The following is a 22,060-nucleotide window of genomic DNA, read 5'->3' as shown; positions in this document are numbered from 1 at the left end:
TCCTAAGTACGGAAACCTATCGGCTTCTAATTGATTAGGCTATCTCCGCAGTCCCAGCGGTTAGAAGTCTTATCGCTTCATTTTTCAGATTAATACTTGCGTTAATATCTCTATCATGTGAAGTATAACAAGAAGGACATTCCCAATCACGTAGATTCAAGTTTTTAACGTCTTTGTGTTGATGTCCACAAACGGAACAGAGTTGAGAACTGGCAAACGTTTTAGATACTGTAATCACTTGTTTACCGTACCATTTAGCTTTATATTCCAACATCGTTTTGAATTGCGACCAAGATGCTTCGCTGATGACTTTCGCTAGTTTTTTATTTTTTAACATGTGGGTTACTTGCAAGTTCTCCATGCCGATCACATCGTAGTTTTTGATGATTTCAGTGGATATTTTTTGCAAGTAATCCGTTCTTGCGTTTGTCATTTTCTCATGAATACGAGCAACTTTCATACGTTGCTTATGCCAATTAGAACCGCCTATCGTTCTTCTTGATAAGATTTGTTGAGCTTTTGATAATTTTTGTTCCAAAGTACGGAAAAACTTCGGATTACGAAACTTCGTTCCATCTGAAAGAATCGCGAAATCCTTTAATCCCACATCTACACCAACAGAAGCGTTCGTTTTTTCCAAAGGCTGCACTTCTGTTTGTACCAAAATAGAAACAAAATACTTCTCAGATGGGTTACGTCTAATCGTGACATGTAAGATACGTCCGTCTACTTCACGACTCTTCGCAAACCGAACAAGCCCTACCTTTGGTATTTTAATATGGCAGTCGTAGATAGCTATATTTCCATTTGTCTGTTTTGTTGTATAAGACTGAACAGGGTTCTTTTTTGATTTGAAACGTGGGGCTTTATTTTGTTTTTTATAGTAACGATTATAGGAATTAGCCAAATTTTCAACAGACTTCTGCAAGGCAATGCTGTCTACTTCTTTTAGAAATGCATAGGTTTTCTTTAGATTAGGGATTTGTTTCACGGTATCATATTTATTCAGAAATGCACCTTTCCATTGGTTAGAAGGTAGCTGCCCATTTTGGACCATTTCTTCACAGATATACCAGTAGGCATCTTTCTCTTTTTGTTTACCTAAAAAGAAGTTAAATACAAATCGTGTACACCCAATGGTCTTGTTGATTAATTCTGTTTGTCGTTTGTTTGGATAGATACGAAATTTGTAAGCTTTGTTCACCAGCATTGTTTTCACCTCGATTCAGACTTTGATTTTCCATACAATCGGAACATGGGTTCGATATACTTTATTTTACCAAACAAAGTATTTTCTGTCTAAATATAACGTCAAAAAAAGTGATTCATCCTCCATTTAACCTTCGCTTGCATCGCATAACTACGGTTTGAAGATGGGGGTTTTCTCGCTGATTTTTAGATAAAAATCTTAAATCTAAAAAGGATTAGACAAGAATAATGTCTAATCCTTTTTAGATTTATGATAATTTTTCGCATTATTTCTAATATAAATATTGTATGCAATGAGCGCAAATGCAATCAGAAAAATGACGATACCAGGTACATAAATGATACCTGATAAGTCAAGTACCATAATAATAATGATAATTGTCAATAATGGAATACGTATTTTGTTGTATGACAAGCTATTCCCTCCTATTAATCGCTTTCACAATTAATTATATCATAAGTTTTACGTATATCCATCTACTACGTATTACTTTAACCAAATAATGTCATCTTCGCTTTTTCAGACATAAGTGACGGATTCCATGCAGGGTCAAAGACTAAGTCTACCTGCACATCATTCACTTCCTCTAATTGTAATAATCGTTCTTTTACACCATTTACAATGCTGTCATGCAAAGGACAGCCAGGTGTTGTTAAAGTCATCTTGACATATGCTTTATTTCCTTCACAAGTCGCTTCATATATTAATCCTAAATCTACGATATTGATACCTAACTCTGGATCAATCACGTCATACAATCCATTTATAATATAGTCTGTCATTCATGTCATCTCCTTATTTTTGCAAAACATGTAGAATCGATAGTGTGTAAACAATTGTCGTAATAGTGAGTATTACCTGGGAAATAATCAAAATAAACTGATTCCCGATTAAATAAGATAGAACAAATAGACATATCGAACAGAAGAAACTAACAAATAGTATTTTACCCACTCTTTCATTAATCATCTCCTTCAGGGTTGGCACTTTTACCTTGCCGATTTTCATAGAGTAACTATATGTCCACCATAAGAATGGTACGATTTTGTACAAGTAACCGATAACACTAAAAATAATCCAACAATAGATATAGAGAAAAATAAGTAAGCTCCAAATTTTTCGATCTGATACCATACTAATACTACAAATAAGCGCAACAATATGAAGTATATTTCCATTTACTAATGCAATAAGTGTAAAGAAAAAAGATGTATCTAATTTTCTCTTTAATCTCTTCTTGTATATCTTATAAATGTTCATTGTGAAAAATGTAAATCCCGCTGCCAATAAGCAAAACCCTACTATTGTTAAAATGCTTCTATCTATCCACACTGAATAGATAAGTGTAAGCAATCCAATACTATACAGACAATAGGCCCATTTAGCATAAGAAAAAGTGAAATCATGTGATAAACTGAACATAGGGACTAACTTTAATGAAAACCCAAATATTAAAAAGGTAAAAAATCCGATAAGACCTACAATAATATGTGAGTAAAATAATGGTTCATGAAAAGACAAACCACCAATTGCAAAACTGTAACTTAAAAGGAGTCCTAATAAGATAGTTATAAATAGACAACATAATGCTGTAACAATATATCCAAACATGATTGTTATATTTTTTGATTGGAAGATTGTGACTAACATTTGAATAATAAACAATGTAAAGCCAATAACAACTAGAAGGCCACCAATAATCGCATTAGATGGATTGATGCCAATCAATATAGAAAATAAAATTACACCGACAATTGTTATCGTCATTTGAATATAGCTAAAAGATTCTCTCCATATTTTTGTTAAAAACACAACAGGAACAAGTTGGTACATTGCTCCCATCACTACTAACATGGCAAATCCTAACACTAACACATGTGCTCCCATCCATATTTCAGGTACTCGAAAATTACCTATAAGTAAATTAGTAGAATGGATAAATAAAATGATTTGAGCAATGGAAAAGGCTAATGTTCCCAAAATAATGTATGTTAGTGGTATTTTAATATTGGTTTCTGATTTTAACTGAATCACGTGACTCACCGCTTCGTAATAATTATTTGATAACTTCCATCTTCATTTGCTGTTGTAACATGTTCAAATCCTAATTCCTCTAATTCTTCATATAAAAACATTGGTCTTCTGTCATTAATAATCGCTAATTTTGCACCTTTTTCTAATGATTCTAATTTCTTTAGTGTACGCATCATTGGTTGTGGCGGTTGTAATCCTCTATTATCTAACACTTCCATTACTCTTCACCCACTTTCTTTCTATATGTGATTATCCAATGCTTTTTTTCTTTCTTTTCTGCTTCGTAGGTAAATCCTTTTCTTCCAAGAACTTTGTGCAACGGGATTGGATTAAATGGTGCGTGAAGTACAAAAGCTTGACCATTCTCCAGTTCCTTCACTGCTTTCATAATTTTATCGAATGGTTCTTTCTTTAAAGCTAAATCTTCTCTTACATCTAATTCAACAAATGGTTCTGACATACTTAAACCTCCTTCGTGCTCTTTTATACTATTATGATAATCATTATCAATTAGTATTGGTGTGATTCCTATCACAACAATAGGTGGAAATCAGACACAATCTTCCGTGTATAAAACACATTAATTGAAAATTTATTAAAAATATTAAAACCCACATATATCTACACATGTGGGTTTTCAAAACGATTTAATTTTACACATAGGGCATTACTTCTTCTGTCAATAAATCTATTGTTTTCTTTACAGACTCTGTTGATTGTCCACCGAAATCTACTTGGGCATAAAAACGTTGATGTTGAAACAAGCTTTTTTGATACTGGATTTTTTCAATGATTTGTTTTGGTGTACCTACAATTAGAGTAGATTCCTTACTAGTAACAAACTCCAAGTCGCTACGTGCCACACCCATTGCACCACCAATCCCTTGTTTTGTTAAGTGTTCCCAATAAGTAGCGTAGTATGGGTAAAATTCTTTTTCTAATTCTTCTTCTGTCTCTCGAATAAATGTGTGTCCTGCTATGGAAACAAATGGGTGTTCTCCCTCATAATGCTTTCGATATGTATCTACTAATCTCTTATATTTCTTTACAATACCACCAATCATAACAACAGTTAGACCACACTTATAATTTGCAGCTCTTTCTGCACTTTCTAATGTACCACCAACACCAATAGAAATTGGTATGTTTTTTTGCATTGCTCTTGGTGCAATTTCTGCATTGTTTAATGAAGATCGATGTCTACCTTTCCACGTTACAATAGATGTATGATTTAATTTATTTAACAATTGTAGATGTTCTGCAAATAATTCGTCATAATCTCGTTCATTATATCCGAACAGTGGGAATGCCTCGACAAATGCTCCTCGACCAATCGTTAATTCACTTCTACCTGCTGATAACAAATCAAGTGTCGCAAAATCTTCATACAATCTAACAGGATCTGTTGTATTCAATAATGATGTAAGTGCAGTTAACTTAATCTTTGAAGTCTTTGCAGCGATTGCAGCTAACACCATTTGCGGACTTGACACAGCATAATCAAGACGATGATGTTCTCCTAAACCAAACACATGGATGCCTTTCTTATCTGCATATACACCATATTCTACTAATTGATCTATTCTTTCTTTAAATGTAAGGATATTCTTTGTAAATGGATTAGCTAATCTCTCTGTTAATGAGTAAACACCATATTCTAACATACTCTTTGTGACTTCCTCTCGTATTATAAAATTGTATTCTTTCCTCACATCATAGCAAAAAGAAATGCAAAAAGAAAAGACTCATCATGTGAGAGACTGCTAAATTATTATGGTAAAACTAATCTCATCAAAATTTTAGTTACTTTATATATAAAGAAGCACCATGTATTTTCACAGTCAGTATGAATAGAAGATAGAGTGAACAAGTGCGGTATGTCTTCCTCTGTTCATTAAAAAAGATGCCACTAAACTCCTTTTGGAAGTTTAGTGGCATCTTTTTTCACTCCAGAAACTAGGTGACTTCACGCATCAACTTTCAATAAGTCATCATCGGTTCGCATGCTCTCCGTGATTCCTTTATTTCTGTTACTGCATTCCAGCCACTACGTTTCTACCGGGCGCTTTCGCTTTTGTCTCATCCAGCTACTGCGCCCAGAAACTAGGTGACTTCACGCATCAACTTTCAATAAGTCATCATCGGTTCGCAAGCTCTCCGTGATTCCTTTATTTCTGTTGCTGCATTCCAGTCACTACGTTTCTACCGGGCGCCTTCGCTTTTGTTATTACTCAACGATTAATGTTGCTACCATATCTTCGTGTCCTGTACCACATGGGATGTTACAACGGATTGTATATTCTCCTGGTTCTAATGTTGCTGTTGCATTCCCTTCTGAATCAATGGAAATGTCTGTTCCTTCTACATCGATACCGTGGTATCCATCTTCATTCGCTAAATTGATTGTTACTTCTCCAGCAGGAACAGTATATTCTTCTTGATCAAATTGCCAATTCGATGCTTTGATGTTCACAGTTTCTCCATCTCCAGAAGCTGCATCTCCTCCGCTATCTTTGTCATCTCCACCACATGCTGCCAAAACCATTGTTAATGTAAGTGCCATGAATACGAATACTATTTTCTTCATTGTTTACTCCCCTTTTCAAATTAATTTACTTCTTTACCCATCTTAAATGTTCTTTCAACATTACGTATTGATATATATCACACTTTTATCGTGATTAAACTCACAATACAGTGTTACCAAATACGGTAATCTTTAATCAACCAAACTAAAAGGAGGGGCTGATGTATGGCTAGCGCGAAAAAAAACACCCATCAAGATCATTCTGCAAAAGGAACAATTGCTTCTGTATCCATTGTTGCTATTGTAATTGTATTAATGTGGATTGGTGTCTTTTCATTGTATATGGCTAGAATATAATTCTACCATAATTATGCCGATAAGTATATTTTTTTGGCTAGTTATAAGTTACATTCTTCACAATTTTTTCACAATCAAACTTGATAGGTTGTAGGAAGAAAGGGGTTAATCTAATGGGAAAATTAGAAGAAACTTGGATGATTGTCAGTGTCATTATTCTGGTTATATTCATGGCAATCGTTGGTTATCAGACATTTGCACTTGGAATGGGGCCTCCAAGTAATAAAGACATTATCGATCCACAAAAAGTTGATGAACAAGCACCTTTTGATGAACCTGGTGTATTTGAAGTCGGAGAGAATAAATATGAAGTCGTTATGACTCTAGAAACATTTGCATTTAATCCTGGTGATATCGAAGTACCAGTTGGTGCCGAAGTAGAATTTATTATGACTTCAAAAGACGTATCACATGGTATCCAAATTCCAGGAACAAACCTTAATGCAATGGTTTTACCTGGACATATCCAACGAATTACTCAAGTATTCAATGAGCCAGGCGAATATCTCATTCTATGTAATGAATATTGTGGTATCGGTCATCAGGCGATGTTTACAAAAATCACCGTGAAGTAAGGAGGGAAAACGGAGATGGAATTAGTCAAAAATGAAACAGTAAACCAAAACAAATGGCTCAAACTTGGAGTTAATCCAGAAGATGCACTTATATCAAAAACATATTTTACTATAGCGTTTGCCACACTTTTGATTGGTGGGATATTAGGCTTAATTCAAGGACTAGAACGAGCAGGCCTCTATTCATTACCCAGTGGCTTTAACTATTATCAAGTCTTGTCTGCACACGGATTGTTATTGTTAGTTGTTTTTACAGCAACATTCACAATGGGGTATCAGTTAGCCAACTTATCCTATTCATTCGGCGGGCTATTGCCTATTGCTAAAAAATTAATTTGGGTTGGTATTGTATTAAAAGTAATCGGTGTTGTGATGGCTGTGACGATGATTGTTTTAAATGAAGCATCTGTACTTTATACTTTTTATCCACCACTAGCGGCACATCCGATCTTTTATTTCGGTTTAGTTGTATTAGTTATTGGTATTTGGGCAGTCTGTCTAGCTGTTATTTTGAACTATAGACACTGGCGCAAAACACATCCAGGTCAAACTACGCCAATTCTTGCATTCTTTGCTATGGGTGTCTTTATTCTATGGTTCTTCGCGAGTCTTGGTGTAACAATTGAAGTATTTATGATTATCCCATGGGTACTTGGCATCACAGAAACAATCAATGTGATGGTCACTAGAACACTATTTTGGTGGTTCGGTCATACACTTGTGAACATTTGGTATCTCGTAGCAACAAGTGCATGGTATATTATTGTTCCAAAAATAATTGGTGGTAAACATTTCAACGAAAAATTAATTCGCTTAGTTGTTATATTATTAGTTATTTTAAATATACCTGGTGGATTCCATCACCAAATTATTGATCCTGCCATTTCATTAACGATTAAATTCTTGCATGTATTTATGAGTTTATCTATTGCAGTACCATCATTAATGACTGCTTTTGCGATGTTCTATGTAATGGAGAAAGCGGGAAGGAAAAAAGGTGGCAAAGGCTTATTTGGTTGGTTTAAGAAATTGCCATGGAATGATGTTCGATTCCTTGCACCGATGATTGCAATGATTGCATTTATTCCAGGTGGTGCAGGAGGAATTGTAAATACAAGTAATCAAATGAACCAAGTAATCCATAACACCATGTGGGTTGTGGGTCACTTCCACATTACTGTTGGGGTGTCTGTGGTACTTACATTCTTCGGTATATGTTATTGGTTAATACCGCACTTATCCAAACGTCAATTAACGAAGCGTATGAACAAAATCGGCGTGATTCAAACGTGGATTTGGACTGCAGGCATGGCAATTATGGCTTTCTCTATGCATATTGCAGGATTAATCGGAGATCCACGTCGTACATCTGACACGACATATGGGGGTATGGAAGCTGCACTAAATTGGTTCCATTATGAGTATATCTTCGCAGCTGGCGCAACATTATTAATGATTGGTGTCATCATTCAAGTATTTGCAGTTTTCCACATGATGTTTTTTGCACCAAAAGGAACGACAGAGTATCCTGTTGCAGAACCCGAAGAAGATCAGCCATCTGTTCCAATGTGGACAGAACGTTGGGGGTTATGGTCGATTTTATTACTAGCAGTCGTAGCAATGGCATATGTCATTCCGATTGTCGATATGATTGTAAACGCACCTCCAGGTTCACCGCCATTTAAAACATGGTAATTGTGTATGGGACAATTTGCTTGTCCCATACCAGTTATACTAAAAAGAGGCGATTCGAATGACAAATAAACAAATCGTACGTGAAGTGATCGCATGTTTTGTTGTAATCATTATAGGTTTTGTTGTCTTACTTCTAGGCACAGATAACTTTCGTGCATTTACAGCAGAACAAGCAAGAACCATTGCTTTAAAAGAAGAACAACCGATGATTCCTAATGTTGTTTTAGAGGATAGTAAGAACCGAACATACCCTCTTGAGTCATTCCAAGAAGATCGTTTGTTATTTGTCACATTTATGTATACGAATTGTGGTACTGTTTGTCCACAATTAGAACGAAATATGCAAAAGGTCTATGAACAATTACCAAGTGAATATATTGATTACAACATTCGTTTTTTAAGTATTAGTTTTGATACAGAAACAGATGATCCTGATACTTTAACGAAATACCAATCTTATTTTAATAGTGACGGAGAAACATGGCGTATGGCAAGAGTACAAAATGAAAACGAACTTAATCACCTATTAGATACACTTGGTGTGATTGTCATACCTGATGAGTATGGCAATTTCCAACATAACACAGCTTTTTATTTAATAGATTCATCTAAAGAGTTGATTGATGTATTAGATTATACAGATATTGATGGTGCTGTTAAGAGAATTACAACTTTGATAGAGGAGGAGCAATCATGAAGCAAGCAAAATATGGTCTTGTCCTGTTTATTCTTCTAGCACTTGCTCCTGTTCGTTCATTGCTTGAATCGATGATGATTTTTCATATGCATACACAAATGCCGTTAATCGTATTTTCAGGTTTTCTCATCGCACCATTCTTCCAACAAACATTTCCTAATTTTTTTAGGAAATACAATTATACTGGTTTACCAGGTATTCTTTTAGTCATTCTAATTTGGACATATTGGCAAATGCCTCGTGCAATGGATGATGCGTTAGTCTATCCACATATAGAACTTTTTAAATTTATAAGTTTATCATTATTAGTTGGAGTACCTTTACGAGATAGCTTTCCTAAGTTAAAAAAAATCTATCAATTTCTATTTTTTCTTTATTTATTTTGTTCGTTATTAGGCCTTGGATTTATTTATATATGGATTGATGAACAAATTTGTAACAATTATTTAGTTATTGAACAACAGACACTCGGTTGGAGTTCTCTAGCCCTTTCGTTTTGTGTCTTACTATACATTGCAATGCAAATGTTTGAAAGTAAAGAAACAAAGACATAACTAGCTTCTTTTCATAATTCCGTTCATATAGTAAACTATGGAGTATCATTGTTTTAAGCAGCAGGAGGTACCTTCATCATGTTAAAAAATTGTTTACTAACTTTCCTCATTCTTTTATTTGTTCTAACTGGATGCGGAACAGGAACATTAACGGAATTAAGTGACACACTAGATACACCGACAAGTTCCAATCAAGAAGAATCTAATGTAGATGTAGAAAGCAATCGTACAAAAGCAGAAGTCGTACGCGTAGTCGACGGGGATACGGTACAAATTGAATTCAATCAAAAAAAAGAAACGGTACGCTTATTATTAGTCGACACACCTGAAACAAAGCATCCTGATTTACCAGTACAACTACTAGGTCCAGAAGCATCTAATTATGCTGAAGAAATGCTATCAAATAAACAAATTGAACTAGAATTTGATGGTCCTAAACGTGATAAATATGATCGTTTACTTGCATATATATGGGTAGATGATCAAAACTTCAATCAATTATTGTTAGAGAATGGTTATGCCCGTTATGCTTATGAGTATGACCCACCATATACGTATCAAGAACAATTTAAAGAAGCGGAAAAAAAAGCTAGGGATCAACAAATTGGTATATGGGAAGTGGAAAACTATGTAACTGATAAAGGCTTCTCCATTTCTTACACTTCTGAAGATACAATAGATTCACCAAGTTCTAATGAATCAAATGATACGATTTACTATAATAACTGTACAGAAGCACATCAAGCAGGTGTGACACCATTACACAAAGGTGATGCAGGATATCGAGAACAAATGGATGGCGACAAAGACGGTGTTGCTTGCGAAACATAAGAAAGAGTAAAAACGTGCAAGAAGGACGTATAGCCATCCTTCTTGCACATTTTTTAACCTTAATTAAGCTTGTAAAATTCCTCTGTATTTCTTGTAACTGTATCTATAACAACTTCTCTCTCTATTTTCTTTATTCGTGCAATCTGAGCTATTACATCTTTAATCATATATGGATGTGTACTTTTCTCTCGAGGCCCTTCAAATTGCCATGGTCCGTCTGTCTCTACCATCATAAGTTCCAACGGATAAAAAGCAACGATTTCCTTTATCTCTTCTTCATACATACAATCAGGGGTAATAGATATTCTATAGCCACGTTGTATCATGCGTTTCATGATGTCCTTACTTCCTTTAAACCAATGGAAATGCGCCTTTTTTACGTCAAATTTTTCTAACAAATCACAAATAACTGTTGCATCTTCATAAATAGCATGCAATACAATCGGTAGTTCATATTGCTTTGCTAATTGAAAAAATTCAGAAATAATTCTTTTATAATCAGATAATTGGATAGACGAATTCTCTTGCTTTAAATAATATGGTAACCCTACTTCGCCGATTGCAACGATTTCCTTATGATGTTTCCTAATAAGATTCATAATTGCATTTAATTCTATCTGACTAGGTAATGGTTGTTCAGGATGCCATCCTAAAGCAGGAAATATATTTGCTGTTTTATTCGATAATTCCAGAACTTTTTTACATGAAATCAAATCACTGGATACAGCAACAACTCCCTTTATACATTGTTTTTTTAAGTCTTGTATGATTGCATCTTGTTCTTCGTCAGGATACCAATCTAAATGAATATGTGCATCATACATGACTTATTCGCCTTAACTTTTTGTAGATATTTTTCTTACTTGCTAAGAATTCTTCTGTTAATGTGATGGATTCTTTTCTTGGTCTTTTAAACGGTACTTCTTGTTCATGAATAATACGCTTTTCTTGTTCGCCTAATACGACAATACGATCAGATAAATAGATCGCTTCTTCTATATTATGTGTCACGAATAAGACGCTTGGCCGCTCTTCTTCCCATATAGATAACAGCCAATTTTGCATATCTAATCTTGTCAGTTCATCTAGAGCCGAAAAGGGCTCATCTAAACAAATAAATGATTGTGGACTTAATAAACTACGAACAAATGCCACTCGTTGACGCATCCCACCAGATAATTGATGCGGAAATGCATGTTGATAGTCGATTAGACCTGCCCGCTCTAACATTTTGATTGCTTTTTGCTTGTCAGGCTTTCCATTTATCTCTTGTGACAATAATACATTGTCAAGAATAGTTCGCCACGGAAAAAGAGAAGGAGTTTGTGGCATATAACTAATCGAACCACGCTTACCAGTTATCTCCTTATTATCAATATAAATCGAACCCTCATCTGGTGTAAAAAGTCCACCAATCATATGAAATATCGTACTTTTTCCACTTCCTGAAGGACCTAATAAAGCGACAAATTCACCCTCATGCACTTCCAAGTCTAATTTGTTCAGTATTTGCTTGTCTCCGAATTGCTTAGATACTTGCTTGATGTCGAGTGTACTCATTGGTGCTCCTCCCTTCTCCATTTAAGGAAGTGTCTTTCTAATAAAAGAATAATCGCGAAATAAACAAAGCATAATAACATAATAAACAATATCGCTACAAACACTCGGTCTGTTCTAAAAGAAGAGGAAGCTAATGTCATGTATACTCCTATTCCTTCATTTGCACCCAACCACTCAGAAATCACTGCACCCATCACACTATATGTTGCTGAAATTTTTAGCCCAGAAAAGATTGCAGGTAATGCATATGGTAATTCAAGCTTTAGAAAAATTTGCTTCTTATTCGCACCTGCCATTTTCATATAATGAATCAGTTCTGGGCTTGTCTGTTTTAACCCGTCAATTGTGGCGACGGCAATCGGGAAAAAGCAGACAAGTATAATAATTAAAAGCTTTGGTGTTATTCCAAATCCAAACCAAATGACTAATAAAGGTGCAAGGACAATGATTGGAATATTTTGTGACACAATAAGAAGTGGATACAACGCTTCTTTCCATTTTGGTAACAAGTGTAAAATCATCGCAATAACAAAGCCGATTGTAATGCTTGCAAAAAATCCAATTGTCGCTAATTTTACTGTTGCATAGATATGATGTTCATAATTAGACCAATTCTCATATGCTTCCAATAAGATGTTGGTAGGAGCAGGTAAGATCCATTTAGGAATTTCTAGTACGCGTGTACTTACTTCCCACAATACTATCATGAACATAATGAGCAGAACTGGTGATGTTACTCGCTTGATCATCGGCAAGCACCTCCATCTATTCGGTATTAATCGTATTTTGCAGTTAAGTCATCCATCGATGCTTGTTGATCTGCTCTTGTATAAACTTTTATTTGAGAAATATTACTTGGACAACCTAGTTCTAACATTTTTATATTCATTTGTTCTACAACGTGAAGTAACTGAGATAATTCCCCTTCCATTGTCGTTTCCAATGGACCAACTTTATACTTTACACCGGCATTTTGAATTATTTCGATTGCCTTATCAACATATGGAATCACATCTTCTCCATTTGGTGTTTTAGGAATGATTTGAATACTTACTAATGCTTGTGCCATTCATTACTCCTCCTCTGGTAAAAATTCATTTGTAAATGCTTGTTGTACATCTAGTTCTTTGTCTAATAAACCATTATCAAACATCCACGTCGCATAATTTTGCCACACGGATTTACTTTGTATTCCCCACTTTTCGGCATCGTCTATATATTTTGACGCTAACCATTCCTGACTTGCCTTCACTAATTCAGAGTCCAAATCTGGAACTGCCTCAATTAATATGTCCGCTGCTTCTGTTGGTTGATTTATTGCAAATTCATAGCCTTCCGACACAGCTTGTAATAACTTACGAACGGTCTCCGGATTTTCCTCAATCATTTCTTCGTTTGTCGTGATTACTGGTGTGTAGTAGTCTAACTTCTCAGAGTAATCTGTTAAATAGAGCATATCTAATTCTACCCCTCGCAATTCTGCTTCAATACCTGTCCATCCATAGTAAATCCAAGCAAAATCGATATCACGTTCCACTGCTGTAAAGAAATCTGTATTTCCCATATTGATAATCGATACGTCCTCCACAGATGTGCCTTCTTGTTTCATAAGTGAGTCAATCACAGCTGCTTCTACTGGCGCACCCCAACCACCATATGTTTTTCCAACAAAGTCTTTTGGTGATTGAATTCCTTTTTCAGTAGGTGCTGCAAATCCAGATGTATTGTGTTGAATAATTGCAGCAATGGACACAATCGGAATGTCTTGCACCCGCGCCTCTGTTACTGCTTCTTGCGCGCTGATACCAAATTCAGCTTTTCCTGATGCAACCGTTTGATCTGCACCAGCTTCTCCAGGTAAGATAATTTCGACATCTAACCCTTGTTCCTCAAAGTATCCTTTCTCCTTTGCTACATATAGACCTGTATGATTTGTATTCGGAGTCCAATCTAGCACTAATGTTACTTTCTCTAAATCAGCATCTTCTTCAGTTTGTGTTTCTCCATCATTACTACATGCAGAAAGCACGGCAATCGTAATAATCAATAGATAAAATATTTTTTTCATTTAAAATCCCCCTAATATTTTTAAAAATATGTATAGTATATTTTTTTACGCATAAAAATAAGCTCTAGACATCAGTCTAGAGCGCATATAGTTATAATTACTATCCATATGTTCCCTACGCTGGTGCTAGCCAGATCAGGTTCTAAGGGTCAGTATCTATTAAGGACACAATCTCAACTGGCCACACCAGTCCCCCTACATTCCACTTATAAAGTTGTATACCAATACTTTGACACATATCAACAAAATGTTCAAGTATTTTATAAGCATTTCATTCGCTTTCAGTGAAATGAATAGGTATGATGGTGAATGTCTTGAATTTGAGATAATGTATATTTTTATCTTTTCAAGAGACGATAATATATGTGTACAGTTAGTGGAAAGGGAGTTTTTTTTAATGACAAAAGTTGCAGTTATCTATTACAGCTCAACAGGTACAAATTATACACTTGCTAATTGGGCAAAAGAAGCAGCAGAAGAAGCTGGTGCAGAAGTAAAAGTAGTACGTGTGCAAGAAACAGCACCAGAAGCTGCAATCCATTCAAATGAAGCATGGAAACAACATTTAGAGGAGACGATGGATGTTCCTGTTGCGACATCTGATGATATAGAATGGGCAGATGCGATTATCTTTAGTATGCCAACTAGATTCGGGAATGTTCCATCACAAATGAAACAATTCATCGATATGCAAGGTGGGCTTTGGGCATCAGGTAAGACAGCGAACAAAGTAGTTACCGCAATGTCCTCTGCTTCTAATCCACATGGTGGTCAAGAGGCAACATTACTTAACTTCTATACTACAATGATGCACTGGGGTGCAATTATCGTACCACCAGGTTATACGGATTCTGTTACTTTTGGCGCAGGTGGTAATCCATATGGTACAAGTGTTACACAAGCACCTGATGGAACACTCGTTGAAGATGTGGAAGCAGCTGTCAAACATCAAGCAAAACGTGTCGTGGATGTTGCTACTAAAATGCACGGATAATAAAACAAAGAGCCTGTTCTTTCTCAATTTGCAGAAGAACAGGCTGATTTATTAATTTTCATTTTTGACCTTTTCCATCTTCATTGCAGTACTTTGTCCGGGATATGATTCTGCAACTACACTATACGTAACAACAACTTTATCACCTAATTGAAGTGAATTTAAAAACGAATCTTCTAATTCTGAGACCTTGAAATAGATAGCATTCCCCATTTTTTCATACATCTCTTCTTCTTTCAATTGTTCCACATTTGTTTCTAAATACTTTTCAGTGACTAAAATTGTATCATCCGTTATTTTTGCAATGTATCCAATCATTTCGTCATTGTTCTTGACTTCTCCATCTGAACTACAAGCAATTAGAGCTAAAGACAACAATATAAAAACAATCATTTTCTTCATAGTATATTTTCCCCTCTTTATTTGTATTATTTGTCGGTTAGAGATAGGAAAAGTTACAATTATCATTCATATATTGTTTAAAAATACAATTATTTTTGATTAATTATTTACTAATTTATGGCCACAATTTCCACAAAAGTTCATTCCTTCTGTTTTTGTACCACAATTTGGGCAGAAATTAGAAATAGCTTGTGTGCTTTTAGTTTCTTTCTTATCATTATCGCGAATCATTTCTTTTGCCATATTCATGCCCATCATCATTCCAGCGATATCGGTTGCAGGTGAGCCTCCACCATTTTTTTCATTTGAAAGCGAATCTGCAAAGGCCACTTCTTTATATCTATGCATATCACCAATCATACCATGTGAAGCTGATTTTGTTATCATTTCTTGTATTTCTTTAGGATAATTAAAGCTCATAATGTTAAATCTAGTTATTGTTAATCCATCATTCAGTAATTGCATATCTAAATCTTCCTGTATTCCACTTGCAATTTCGAATGAGTTAGCCTGTAAATTAAACATATCTTTGCCTTCTTTAGAAATCCACTTCATCAACAACTGATCAAGTATTGCTGTAATGCGTAACTTCACATCTTCAACAAAATAGTTCTCTTTCACACCTACAATCTCATCAATTAATTTTACATAATCCGTTACTTTAAATTGAAAAGTACCATTTGCTCGTATTGGTAATCCACCTGGGAGCTGTGGTGTCGGTATATGAACCGCACTTTTTGTCCCCCATTTAACTGTAAATTCTTTTGTATTTACGAATAATACTTCTATACGTATACCACTATTAAAACCAAATTTGAAACCTTTTAATGTTGAGAGTAATGGGATAATTTCTGATTCTATTTCGTATTCACCGTCGTCTTTAAATACACCTTCAATTTTCCCTTGATTAAAAAAAACAGCATCTTGACCTGGGCGTATAATTAATTTACTACCTTTTTTGATTTCATTGTTGTTCCACTTCCAAAAAATCATGTCATCTCTAAATTCTTCCCATTCCACTACATTCGAAAACTGTCCCTTGAATAAATTAAACATCCTATTCCATCCTTTCTTCTAGTTAAAAACTACCTCTACTCCCAGTATGCGAGTGTCCACCACTAGTTACACCGCCACCACCAGAGTTATTATCATTCTTTGGTATCTTCGTTCTCGTGACTGTTTTATATGTAAATACATCACGCTTTGCTTTTATTCTCGAATTATCCACATATGTCTGGTGTGACACGGTGACCTTGCCACCCATATTAAACAACATTATACCAACAATCGTAGCAGCAATAATTAGTGCAATAATCAATTGGAACCATGTTTTTAAAAATATATTATTAGGGCTTATAGGCATACCGATATGACGGTCTACTTCCTTAATAAATTGTTCTATTGCTAAATCAAATTTGTTCTCTGAGAGAAATGGAGTAATATCTTCTCTTATTTCATCCAATCGACTATTCGTCAAATACTTTTGATAATCTCCAAAGCCTGCTAAGTACACTTCTCTTCCTTTTAAATCAATTGTCAAGATAGCCGTATTACCATATTCTTTTTCATAGCCAAACTTATATTGATCATATGCATCTTGTGTATACTTTTCAATATCTATCCCATTGCCTTTAAGATTTTCTTCTATTATGACAATAATATCTATTTCACTCTCTTGACTGATTTCTTCTGCTAGTGAAGACAATTCTGAATATTTATCCTCTAATAGCAAGTCTGCATGGTCAAAAATTAATTTCCCTTCCCCTTGAACTGGTAATTGAAACAAGAAAAGCAAGAGAAATAGATACACCCATTTGAACTTTTTCACCATAATGCACCACCTAATAATAACGCAATAATCTTCAACACTATAAAACTACTTGAAAATAATCCCAAAAACCACAAACTTACTTTTTGCATACTAACTGGTGGCTTTCCCACTATTTTTCCTGTTTGTGCATTCATCAAAAAGTTATGTTCTTGTTTCTCTAAATCATAATAAATCATCCAAATAGGCAAAAGCACATAATAGCTATGTTTTTGTTTTGTATTAATATTCTTTTGATGGTACTGAACAGAGGTATACCCATTAATCGTAGAAGTTATATAGTTATCAATATAAGATTTCACTTTATTTTTTACTCTAGGATACAATTGTTCATCATTATAATTGTATTTTTCAGCGAGATATCCTGCTAAATATGCTGTCTTAAAAGGTTTAAGGTCATTATAATTATATGGTTCTAATTTATCCATTATTTGATCATCTAATTTCTCTGAAGCATCTACAGGAACCTTTGCATAATCTATATCTAATTTACGATACACATCATAATGACTCGTCTCTGTTACTTGATACTCGCCACTTGTGTATGTACGTACTTTTGTTGCTTTTGCATGCACTTCTACATCATTATTTAAATCATACATCCAAAACGGGACATACATTCCAGTAATATTTTTCACTCTATTTGCTGTCATAAATCCTTTAGGTGTTAGTCTACCATTACGGCACCATTTCTTAAAAGCTTGCATAGCTTCTTCCTTACTGATTGTAAATGGGATAACTTGTACTGGTGCTAATTCGCCTGATAATCTATCAACTAATATAACGGCACCCCCACAAAAACTACATGAAGTAGCAGTGGTATCTTTATCTGTAACTACAACAGCGCCACAATTCTCGCAATGGTATTCTCTCGCATCATCTTGTTCAAATGTCTGTGTCAGCTTAATATCTTCTAGTTGTTCGACAGAGTGATTATGGCCACAACTATCACATGACAACATGCCTGTTTCACTATTAAAATTCATATCTGCCCCACAATTTGGACATGTATGATGAATAAGCATTTTAACACCTCTCTATTCTTTATCGATCTAGTGTATTTTTCCTTAGTTCTGATAATGCTTCAAGTTCAGCTAATTCTCTTCTCAATTTTTCTTCTTGATAATCTAATCCTTCTGACTGGCTTGTTTGATTACTCTTCCATTCTAGTTCTAATTGATTCATTTGATCTATTTGTTCTGATAAACGTGCATATGTTGCATCGAATTCAAATATATGTTGTTGAATGATTTCTTTGTCTTTTTGTAATTGCTGATATTTACGTTCTGTTTCTTCTAATTGATGCTTCGCTGTTTGTGCGATTTTTAAGTCATTTGTTTTATCGATATATTTTTTTAGTTTCTCTATTATGGTCACTTGCTCAACTATCTGCCGATCTATCCTTAAACGTTTTGTATATAATGTATCTACTTTAGATTTTAATTCTCGTAATAATTGATTTCTATCTTTTGTGTCGTCATTTTTACTTCTACTATTATCTTTTATTATGGATTTTGCTCTTTTAAAAAGTCCCATTTTATTCACCTCACTATTTATTCATACGTCTTTGCATATAAATAAGTTTCAACATTCTGCAATCTTTCACAAAGTGTGATAATCCTAACATCCAAATCTGCCATCGAATAGTATGATAAACAAAACTGGAGGTGTACACATGGTTCGTGCATATATGGATATGAATTGTATTAGTCAAGTAAAAGAACTACTTTATCAGCTAAAAGGTGATGTGCAGATTGAAACACTTCGACCAATATTCCAGCATTTCATTCAAACAATCGACAAATTAGATCTATTACTTATTTTGAATGAAATCAAGCAGACAGATGAAACCATAACATATGACATAATTAAGAATTTCACATATTTTTATAATGAAATATTGGATGATTCATTATTAACAATAGATATACCAGATAGTGAAAATAAGAACCATCCTATCCAACTATTTCAGAGAGAAAATGACCTCTTGCACGTGATTATTACTCAGGTTAGACAAATGATTCCAAAAAATATAAGTGACAGTTATGAAGCACTAGTTCAAGAATTACATCATTTAGAGGATATTTTCAAACATTATTCTAGAAAAGAAAAACTATATTTTCCGATTTTAGAAAGGTACGGGATTTATATTCCTCTACGAACAATGTGGGCAAATGATGACCGTGTTCGTTCACTATACAAAGGAACCAAACATATGGTTATCCATATGAACAAATTAGATTATTCCTACATTGAGCAAACATGGGAAAAGTTAGAGGAAGCATACATTGATATGATTCGTCATGAAACTTATTTTTTATTGCCTATTACAAAATTATTATTTAAAGAAGAGGATTGGCTAGCAATTTCTAAGGAAAGTAAAGCATTTGGGTATGCATTCATGGATGAAGTGGAAGAATGGTCGCCTAATTGTTGCAATACAAGTATAGAGGAAGAGACAAAATTAGCAGAAGAGGAACATATTCGCTTTGGTGGCGGATTCTTAACGATATCTGAAGCGAACACGATATTGAATAACTTGCCTGTGGAGATAACATTTGTCGATAAAAATGGTATTTTCAAATATTTCAATGAAGTAGTAGAGGCTTCGGATATGATGTTTATACGAACACCTACCTCTATTGGTAGAAATGTCGCCAATTGTCATCCACCAAAGAGTTTGAACAAAGTTTTGAATGTGATTCGCGAATTGAAATCAAGAAAACGGTCAACTGTTACAATGTGGTTTAAAAAGAAGAATCAATTTATCTATGTCACGTATAAAGGACTTTTTGATGAGAATGATGAGTATTTAGGTATTTTAGAATATGTACAAGATATTCAACCATTCTTTGAATTACCACGCGAGATGAATAGAGATGTGAAGTGACATTCGTTTAGATTGAAAAAAGCCGAACTGTTCAAATAATTGAACAGATTCGGCTTCTTATATTCTTTCATTGTCGTGTACAGCTGAAATCACTGTTTCATTAGTTACCTGTTTCAGCAAACAATTGAATACGCTCACCAATTTCATCACGCACTCGTTGGAACACTGCCCACTTTTCTTCATCTGTTCCTTCTGCTTTTGCTGGGTCATCAAAGCCCCAATGTTCATTTCTTATCCCTTTTGGAATGACAGGGCAGTTATCTCTAGCATCTCCGCATAATGTCACAACAAAATCTGCACGATTCAATATGTCTGTATCGATTTTGTCAGAAGTTTGATCAGATATATCAATATCGACTTCATTCATTGCTTTTACTGCATTGGGATTTAATCCATGACGTTCAATACCAGCGCTATACACATTCCATTTATCACCTAGATATTTTTTGCCCCAACCTTCTGCCATCTGACTTCTGCATGAATTACCTGTACATAAGAAATAAATTGTTTTTTTATCCATTCTGCATTGCTCCTTTTAAATAAATAATAGTGTAATATACAATCCAACTAATGTAATAAACAAGATTGGAATCGTTAAGATAATCCCTGTTTTAAAATAAGTCCCCCATGAGATTTTGACACCTTTTTGTGCTAATACGTGTAGCCACAACAATGTAGCAAGTGACCCAATTGGCGTAATTTTTGGACCTAAATCTGAACCAATTACATTTGCATAAATCAATGCCTCACGTATGACGCCAGTAGTATCTGTTTCTGCAATAGCCAATGCATCTATCATCACTGTCGGCATATTATTCATGATAGAGGAGAGAATTGCTGCAATAAATCCCATAGAGATTGTTGCAACAAATAAACCTTGTTCTGCACTATATTGAATTACTTTTGCTAATAATTCTGTTAATCCGGCATTCTTCAAGCCATAGACAACTACATACATACCAATAGAAAAGAAAACAATTGCCCATGGAGCACCTTTGATTACTTCTCTCGTATTCACCGCATGACTTCTTCTAGCCATTAGTAAAAAGAATATTGCAACAATACCAGCTATAATGGACACTGGAACAGATATAAACTCACTAATAAAGTAGCCTACTAATAAGATTGCTAGGACAAACCATGATAAATGGAACATTCTCTTATCTTTCAATGCTTCACTCGGTTCTTTCAATTGTGTCAGATCATATGTTTTTGGAATAGATTTTCTAAAATAAAGGTACAAAATAGTGATTGTAGCAACAATAGAAAAAATATTCGGAATCATCATATGTACCGCATATTCTACAAACCCAATTTCAAAAAAGTCAGCAGATACAATATTAACTAAATTACTAACGATTAACGGTAAAGAGGTCGTATCTGCAATAAACCCACTTGCCATGATAAACGGAAAAATCATTTTTTCTTTAAAATTCAGATTACGAACCATCGCTAATACAATAGGCGTTAAGATTAATGCTGCACCGTCATTTGCGAAGAACGCCGCGACTACTGCACCTAATAAACTAATATAGACAAACATTCTTAAGCCATGACCTTTAGCAAGACGTGCCATGTGTAATGCTGCCCATTCGAAAAATCCAATCTCATCTAAAATTAATGAAATAATGATAATAGCGATAAACGCAAGTGTGGCATTCCAAACAATCCCAGTCACTTCCCATACATCCGAAAGAGTTACGACACCTAATAAAAGTGCAAGTAACGCACCTGCCATTGCCGAGTATCCAATCGATACATTCTTTGGTTGCCAAATAACAAAAATTAATGTCGTAATAAATATAATAATTGCAAGAGCTATTTCTAGCACATGTGTG

General features: G+C 34.6%; 28 protein-coding genes and 1 riboswitch. Of the genes, 8 read left to right on the top strand and 20 right to left on the bottom strand.

Going from position 1 to position 22,060, the window contains the following annotated elements:
• Positions 1-34 precede the first annotated feature (34 nt).
• From tnpB to ACFOZ1_RS03860, 8 genes are all read right to left on the bottom strand, one after another.
• Complete coding sequence (gene tnpB / locus ACFOZ1_RS03895; protein ID WP_390196124.1) at positions 35-1,210, bottom strand: IS200/IS605 family element RNA-guided endonuclease TnpB; 1,176 nt, start codon at positions 1,208-1,210, stop codon at positions 35-37.
• A gap of 231 nt (positions 1,211-1,441) precedes the next feature.
• Complete coding sequence (locus ACFOZ1_RS03890) at positions 1,442-1,624, bottom strand: hypothetical protein (protein WP_390196121.1); 183 nt, start codon at positions 1,622-1,624, stop codon at positions 1,442-1,444.
• A gap of 77 nt (positions 1,625-1,701) precedes the next feature.
• A complete protein-coding gene (locus ACFOZ1_RS03885; RefSeq protein ID WP_390196118.1) occupies positions 1,702-1,992 on the bottom strand; it encodes a metal-sulfur cluster assembly factor in 291 nt (96 codons plus the stop codon).
• A gap of 13 nt (positions 1,993-2,005) precedes the next feature.
• Positions 2,006-3,244 (bottom strand): hypothetical protein, encoded by a 1,239-nt coding sequence (locus tag ACFOZ1_RS03880; protein WP_390196115.1) that lies wholly within the window; start codon positions 3,242-3,244, stop codon positions 2,006-2,008.
• Between the two features lie 5 nt (positions 3,245-3,249).
• Positions 3,250-3,462, bottom strand: a complete 213-nt coding sequence (locus ACFOZ1_RS03875) for a DUF2249 domain-containing protein (protein WP_390196112.1) — start codon at positions 3,460-3,462, stop codon at positions 3,250-3,252.
• Positions 3,462-3,704 (bottom strand): DUF2249 domain-containing protein, encoded by a 243-nt coding sequence (locus ACFOZ1_RS03870; RefSeq protein ID WP_390196109.1) that lies wholly within the window; start codon positions 3,702-3,704, stop codon positions 3,462-3,464. Before ACFOZ1_RS03870 ends, ACFOZ1_RS03875 begins: the two co-directional genes overlap by 1 nt.
• 193 nt (positions 3,705-3,897) lie before the next feature.
• Positions 3,898-4,908: an LLM class flavin-dependent oxidoreductase gene (locus ACFOZ1_RS03865; RefSeq protein WP_390196107.1), complete on the bottom strand. Its 1,011-nt coding sequence runs from the start codon at positions 4,906-4,908 to the stop codon at positions 3,898-3,900.
• 563 nt (positions 4,909-5,471) lie between these two features.
• On the bottom strand, positions 5,472-5,831 hold the full coding sequence (locus ACFOZ1_RS03860; RefSeq protein WP_390196105.1) for a cupredoxin domain-containing protein: 360 nt from the start codon (positions 5,829-5,831) through the stop codon (positions 5,472-5,474).
• A 165-nt stretch (positions 5,832-5,996) separates the two neighbouring features.
• Here ACFOZ1_RS03860 and ACFOZ1_RS03855 point away from each other — a divergent pair, with 165 nt between their 5' ends.
• The 6 genes from ACFOZ1_RS03855 (at position 5,997) to ACFOZ1_RS03830 (ending at position 10,480) form a co-directional block, all read left to right on the top strand.
• Complete coding sequence (locus tag ACFOZ1_RS03855) at positions 5,997-6,128, top strand: cytochrome c oxidase subunit 2A (protein ID WP_390196102.1); 132 nt, start codon at positions 5,997-5,999, stop codon at positions 6,126-6,128.
• A gap of 113 nt (positions 6,129-6,241) precedes the next feature.
• Positions 6,242-6,703 carry a cytochrome c oxidase subunit II gene (locus ACFOZ1_RS03850; RefSeq protein WP_390196099.1) on the top strand — a complete coding sequence of 154 codons (462 nt, stop codon included), beginning with the start codon at positions 6,242-6,244 and terminating at the stop codon, positions 6,701-6,703.
• 15 nt (positions 6,704-6,718) lie between these two features.
• The gene (locus ACFOZ1_RS03845; RefSeq protein ID WP_390196096.1) at positions 6,719-8,398 is read left to right on the top strand and encodes a cbb3-type cytochrome c oxidase subunit I; all 1,680 of its coding nucleotides are present in this window, start codon (positions 6,719-6,721) and stop codon (positions 8,396-8,398) included.
• 58 nt (positions 8,399-8,456) lie between these two features.
• The gene (locus tag ACFOZ1_RS03840; RefSeq protein WP_390196093.1) at positions 8,457-9,095 is read left to right on the top strand and encodes an SCO family protein; all 639 of its coding nucleotides are present in this window, start codon (positions 8,457-8,459) and stop codon (positions 9,093-9,095) included.
• On the top strand, positions 9,092-9,649 hold the full coding sequence (locus ACFOZ1_RS03835; RefSeq protein WP_390196090.1) for a hypothetical protein: 558 nt from the start codon (positions 9,092-9,094) through the stop codon (positions 9,647-9,649). The genes ACFOZ1_RS03840 and ACFOZ1_RS03835 overlap by 4 nt, the downstream gene beginning before the upstream one ends.
• A gap of 78 nt (positions 9,650-9,727) precedes the next feature.
• Positions 9,728-10,480 (top strand): thermonuclease family protein, encoded by a 753-nt coding sequence (locus tag ACFOZ1_RS03830; RefSeq protein WP_390196086.1) that lies wholly within the window; start codon positions 9,728-9,730, stop codon positions 10,478-10,480.
• Positions 10,481-10,539: 59 nt separating this feature from the next.
• Here ACFOZ1_RS03830 and ACFOZ1_RS03825 read toward each other — a convergent pair whose 3' ends face one another.
• Genes ACFOZ1_RS03825 through ACFOZ1_RS03805 form a run of 5 tightly spaced genes read right to left on the bottom strand, consistent with a single transcriptional unit; the run spans position 10,540 to position 14,108 of the window.
• A complete protein-coding gene (locus ACFOZ1_RS03825; RefSeq protein ID WP_390196084.1) occupies positions 10,540-11,304 on the bottom strand; it encodes a TatD family hydrolase in 765 nt (254 codons plus the stop codon).
• The gene (locus tag ACFOZ1_RS03820) at positions 11,297-12,040 is read right to left on the bottom strand and encodes an ABC transporter ATP-binding protein (protein WP_390196081.1); all 744 of its coding nucleotides are present in this window, start codon (positions 12,038-12,040) and stop codon (positions 11,297-11,299) included. The genes ACFOZ1_RS03825 and ACFOZ1_RS03820 overlap by 8 nt, the downstream gene beginning before the upstream one ends.
• On the bottom strand, positions 12,037-12,789 hold the full coding sequence (locus ACFOZ1_RS03815; protein ID WP_390196079.1) for an ABC transporter permease: 753 nt from the start codon (positions 12,787-12,789) through the stop codon (positions 12,037-12,039). Before ACFOZ1_RS03815 ends, ACFOZ1_RS03820 begins: the two co-directional genes overlap by 4 nt.
• Positions 12,790-12,815: 26 nt before the next feature.
• Positions 12,816-13,109 carry an MTH1187 family thiamine-binding protein gene (locus ACFOZ1_RS03810; RefSeq protein WP_390196076.1) on the bottom strand — a complete coding sequence of 98 codons (294 nt, stop codon included), beginning with the start codon at positions 13,107-13,109 and terminating at the stop codon, positions 12,816-12,818.
• A 3-nt stretch (positions 13,110-13,112) separates the two neighbouring features.
• Complete coding sequence (locus ACFOZ1_RS03805) at positions 13,113-14,108, bottom strand: ABC transporter substrate-binding protein (protein WP_390196073.1); 996 nt, start codon at positions 14,106-14,108, stop codon at positions 13,113-13,115.
• 95 nt (positions 14,109-14,203) lie between these two features.
• Positions 14,204-14,315: riboswitch (TPP riboswitch) on the bottom strand.
• A 190-nt stretch (positions 14,316-14,505) separates the two neighbouring features.
• Here ACFOZ1_RS03805 and wrbA point away from each other — a divergent pair.
• On the top strand, positions 14,506-15,102 hold the full coding sequence (gene wrbA / locus ACFOZ1_RS03800; RefSeq protein WP_390196070.1) for an NAD(P)H:quinone oxidoreductase: 597 nt from the start codon (positions 14,506-14,508) through the stop codon (positions 15,100-15,102).
• A 51-nt stretch (positions 15,103-15,153) separates the two neighbouring features.
• Here wrbA and ACFOZ1_RS03795 read toward each other — a convergent pair whose 3' ends face one another.
• The 5 genes from ACFOZ1_RS03795 to ACFOZ1_RS03775 all read right to left on the bottom strand — a co-directional run bounded on the left by ACFOZ1_RS03795 (position 15,154) and on the right by ACFOZ1_RS03775 (position 18,868).
• Entirely contained in the window at positions 15,154-15,504 is a 351-nt protein-coding gene (locus ACFOZ1_RS03795) for a DUF3221 domain-containing protein (protein WP_390196067.1), read from the bottom strand.
• Between the two features lie 99 nt (positions 15,505-15,603).
• Positions 15,604-16,560: an SPFH domain-containing protein gene (locus ACFOZ1_RS03790; RefSeq protein ID WP_390196064.1), complete on the bottom strand. Its 957-nt coding sequence runs from the start codon at positions 16,558-16,560 to the stop codon at positions 15,604-15,606.
• A gap of 22 nt (positions 16,561-16,582) precedes the next feature.
• Positions 16,583-17,335: a TPM domain-containing protein gene (locus tag ACFOZ1_RS03785; protein ID WP_390196061.1), complete on the bottom strand. Its 753-nt coding sequence runs from the start codon at positions 17,333-17,335 to the stop codon at positions 16,583-16,585.
• Positions 17,329-18,357 carry a TFIIB-type zinc ribbon-containing protein gene (locus tag ACFOZ1_RS03780; RefSeq protein WP_390196058.1) on the bottom strand — a complete coding sequence of 343 codons (1,029 nt, stop codon included), beginning with the start codon at positions 18,355-18,357 and terminating at the stop codon, positions 17,329-17,331. Before ACFOZ1_RS03780 ends, ACFOZ1_RS03785 begins: the two co-directional genes overlap by 7 nt.
• A 19-nt stretch (positions 18,358-18,376) precedes the next feature.
• Positions 18,377-18,868 carry a hypothetical protein gene (locus ACFOZ1_RS03775; RefSeq protein ID WP_390196055.1) on the bottom strand — a complete coding sequence of 164 codons (492 nt, stop codon included), beginning with the start codon at positions 18,866-18,868 and terminating at the stop codon, positions 18,377-18,379.
• A 139-nt stretch (positions 18,869-19,007) separates the two neighbouring features.
• Here ACFOZ1_RS03775 and ACFOZ1_RS03770 point away from each other — a divergent pair, with 139 nt between their 5' ends.
• Complete coding sequence (locus tag ACFOZ1_RS03770) at positions 19,008-20,222, top strand: PAS domain-containing protein (RefSeq protein ID WP_390196052.1); 1,215 nt, start codon at positions 19,008-19,010, stop codon at positions 20,220-20,222.
• Positions 20,223-20,322: 100 nt separating this feature from the next.
• On the opposite strand, the gene arsC is transcribed toward ACFOZ1_RS03770, so the two are convergent.
• Together arsC and ACFOZ1_RS03760 are read right to left on the bottom strand one after the other, a co-directional pair.
• Positions 20,323-20,742: an arsenate reductase (thioredoxin) gene (gene arsC, locus ACFOZ1_RS03765; protein ID WP_390196049.1), complete on the bottom strand. Its 420-nt coding sequence runs from the start codon at positions 20,740-20,742 to the stop codon at positions 20,323-20,325.
• Positions 20,743-20,757: 15 nt separating this feature from the next.
• Complete coding sequence (locus tag ACFOZ1_RS03760) at positions 20,758-22,053, bottom strand: arsenic transporter (RefSeq protein WP_390196046.1); 1,296 nt, start codon at positions 22,051-22,053, stop codon at positions 20,758-20,760.
• Positions 22,054-22,060: the final 7 nt, after the last annotated feature.

The organism is Gracilibacillus marinus, from assembly GCF_042651725.1.
Classification (GTDB): domain Bacteria; phylum Bacillota; class Bacilli; order Bacillales; family Amphibacillaceae; genus Gracilibacillus; species Gracilibacillus marinus.
This window is presented reverse-complemented; position numbering and strand designations above follow the sequence as displayed.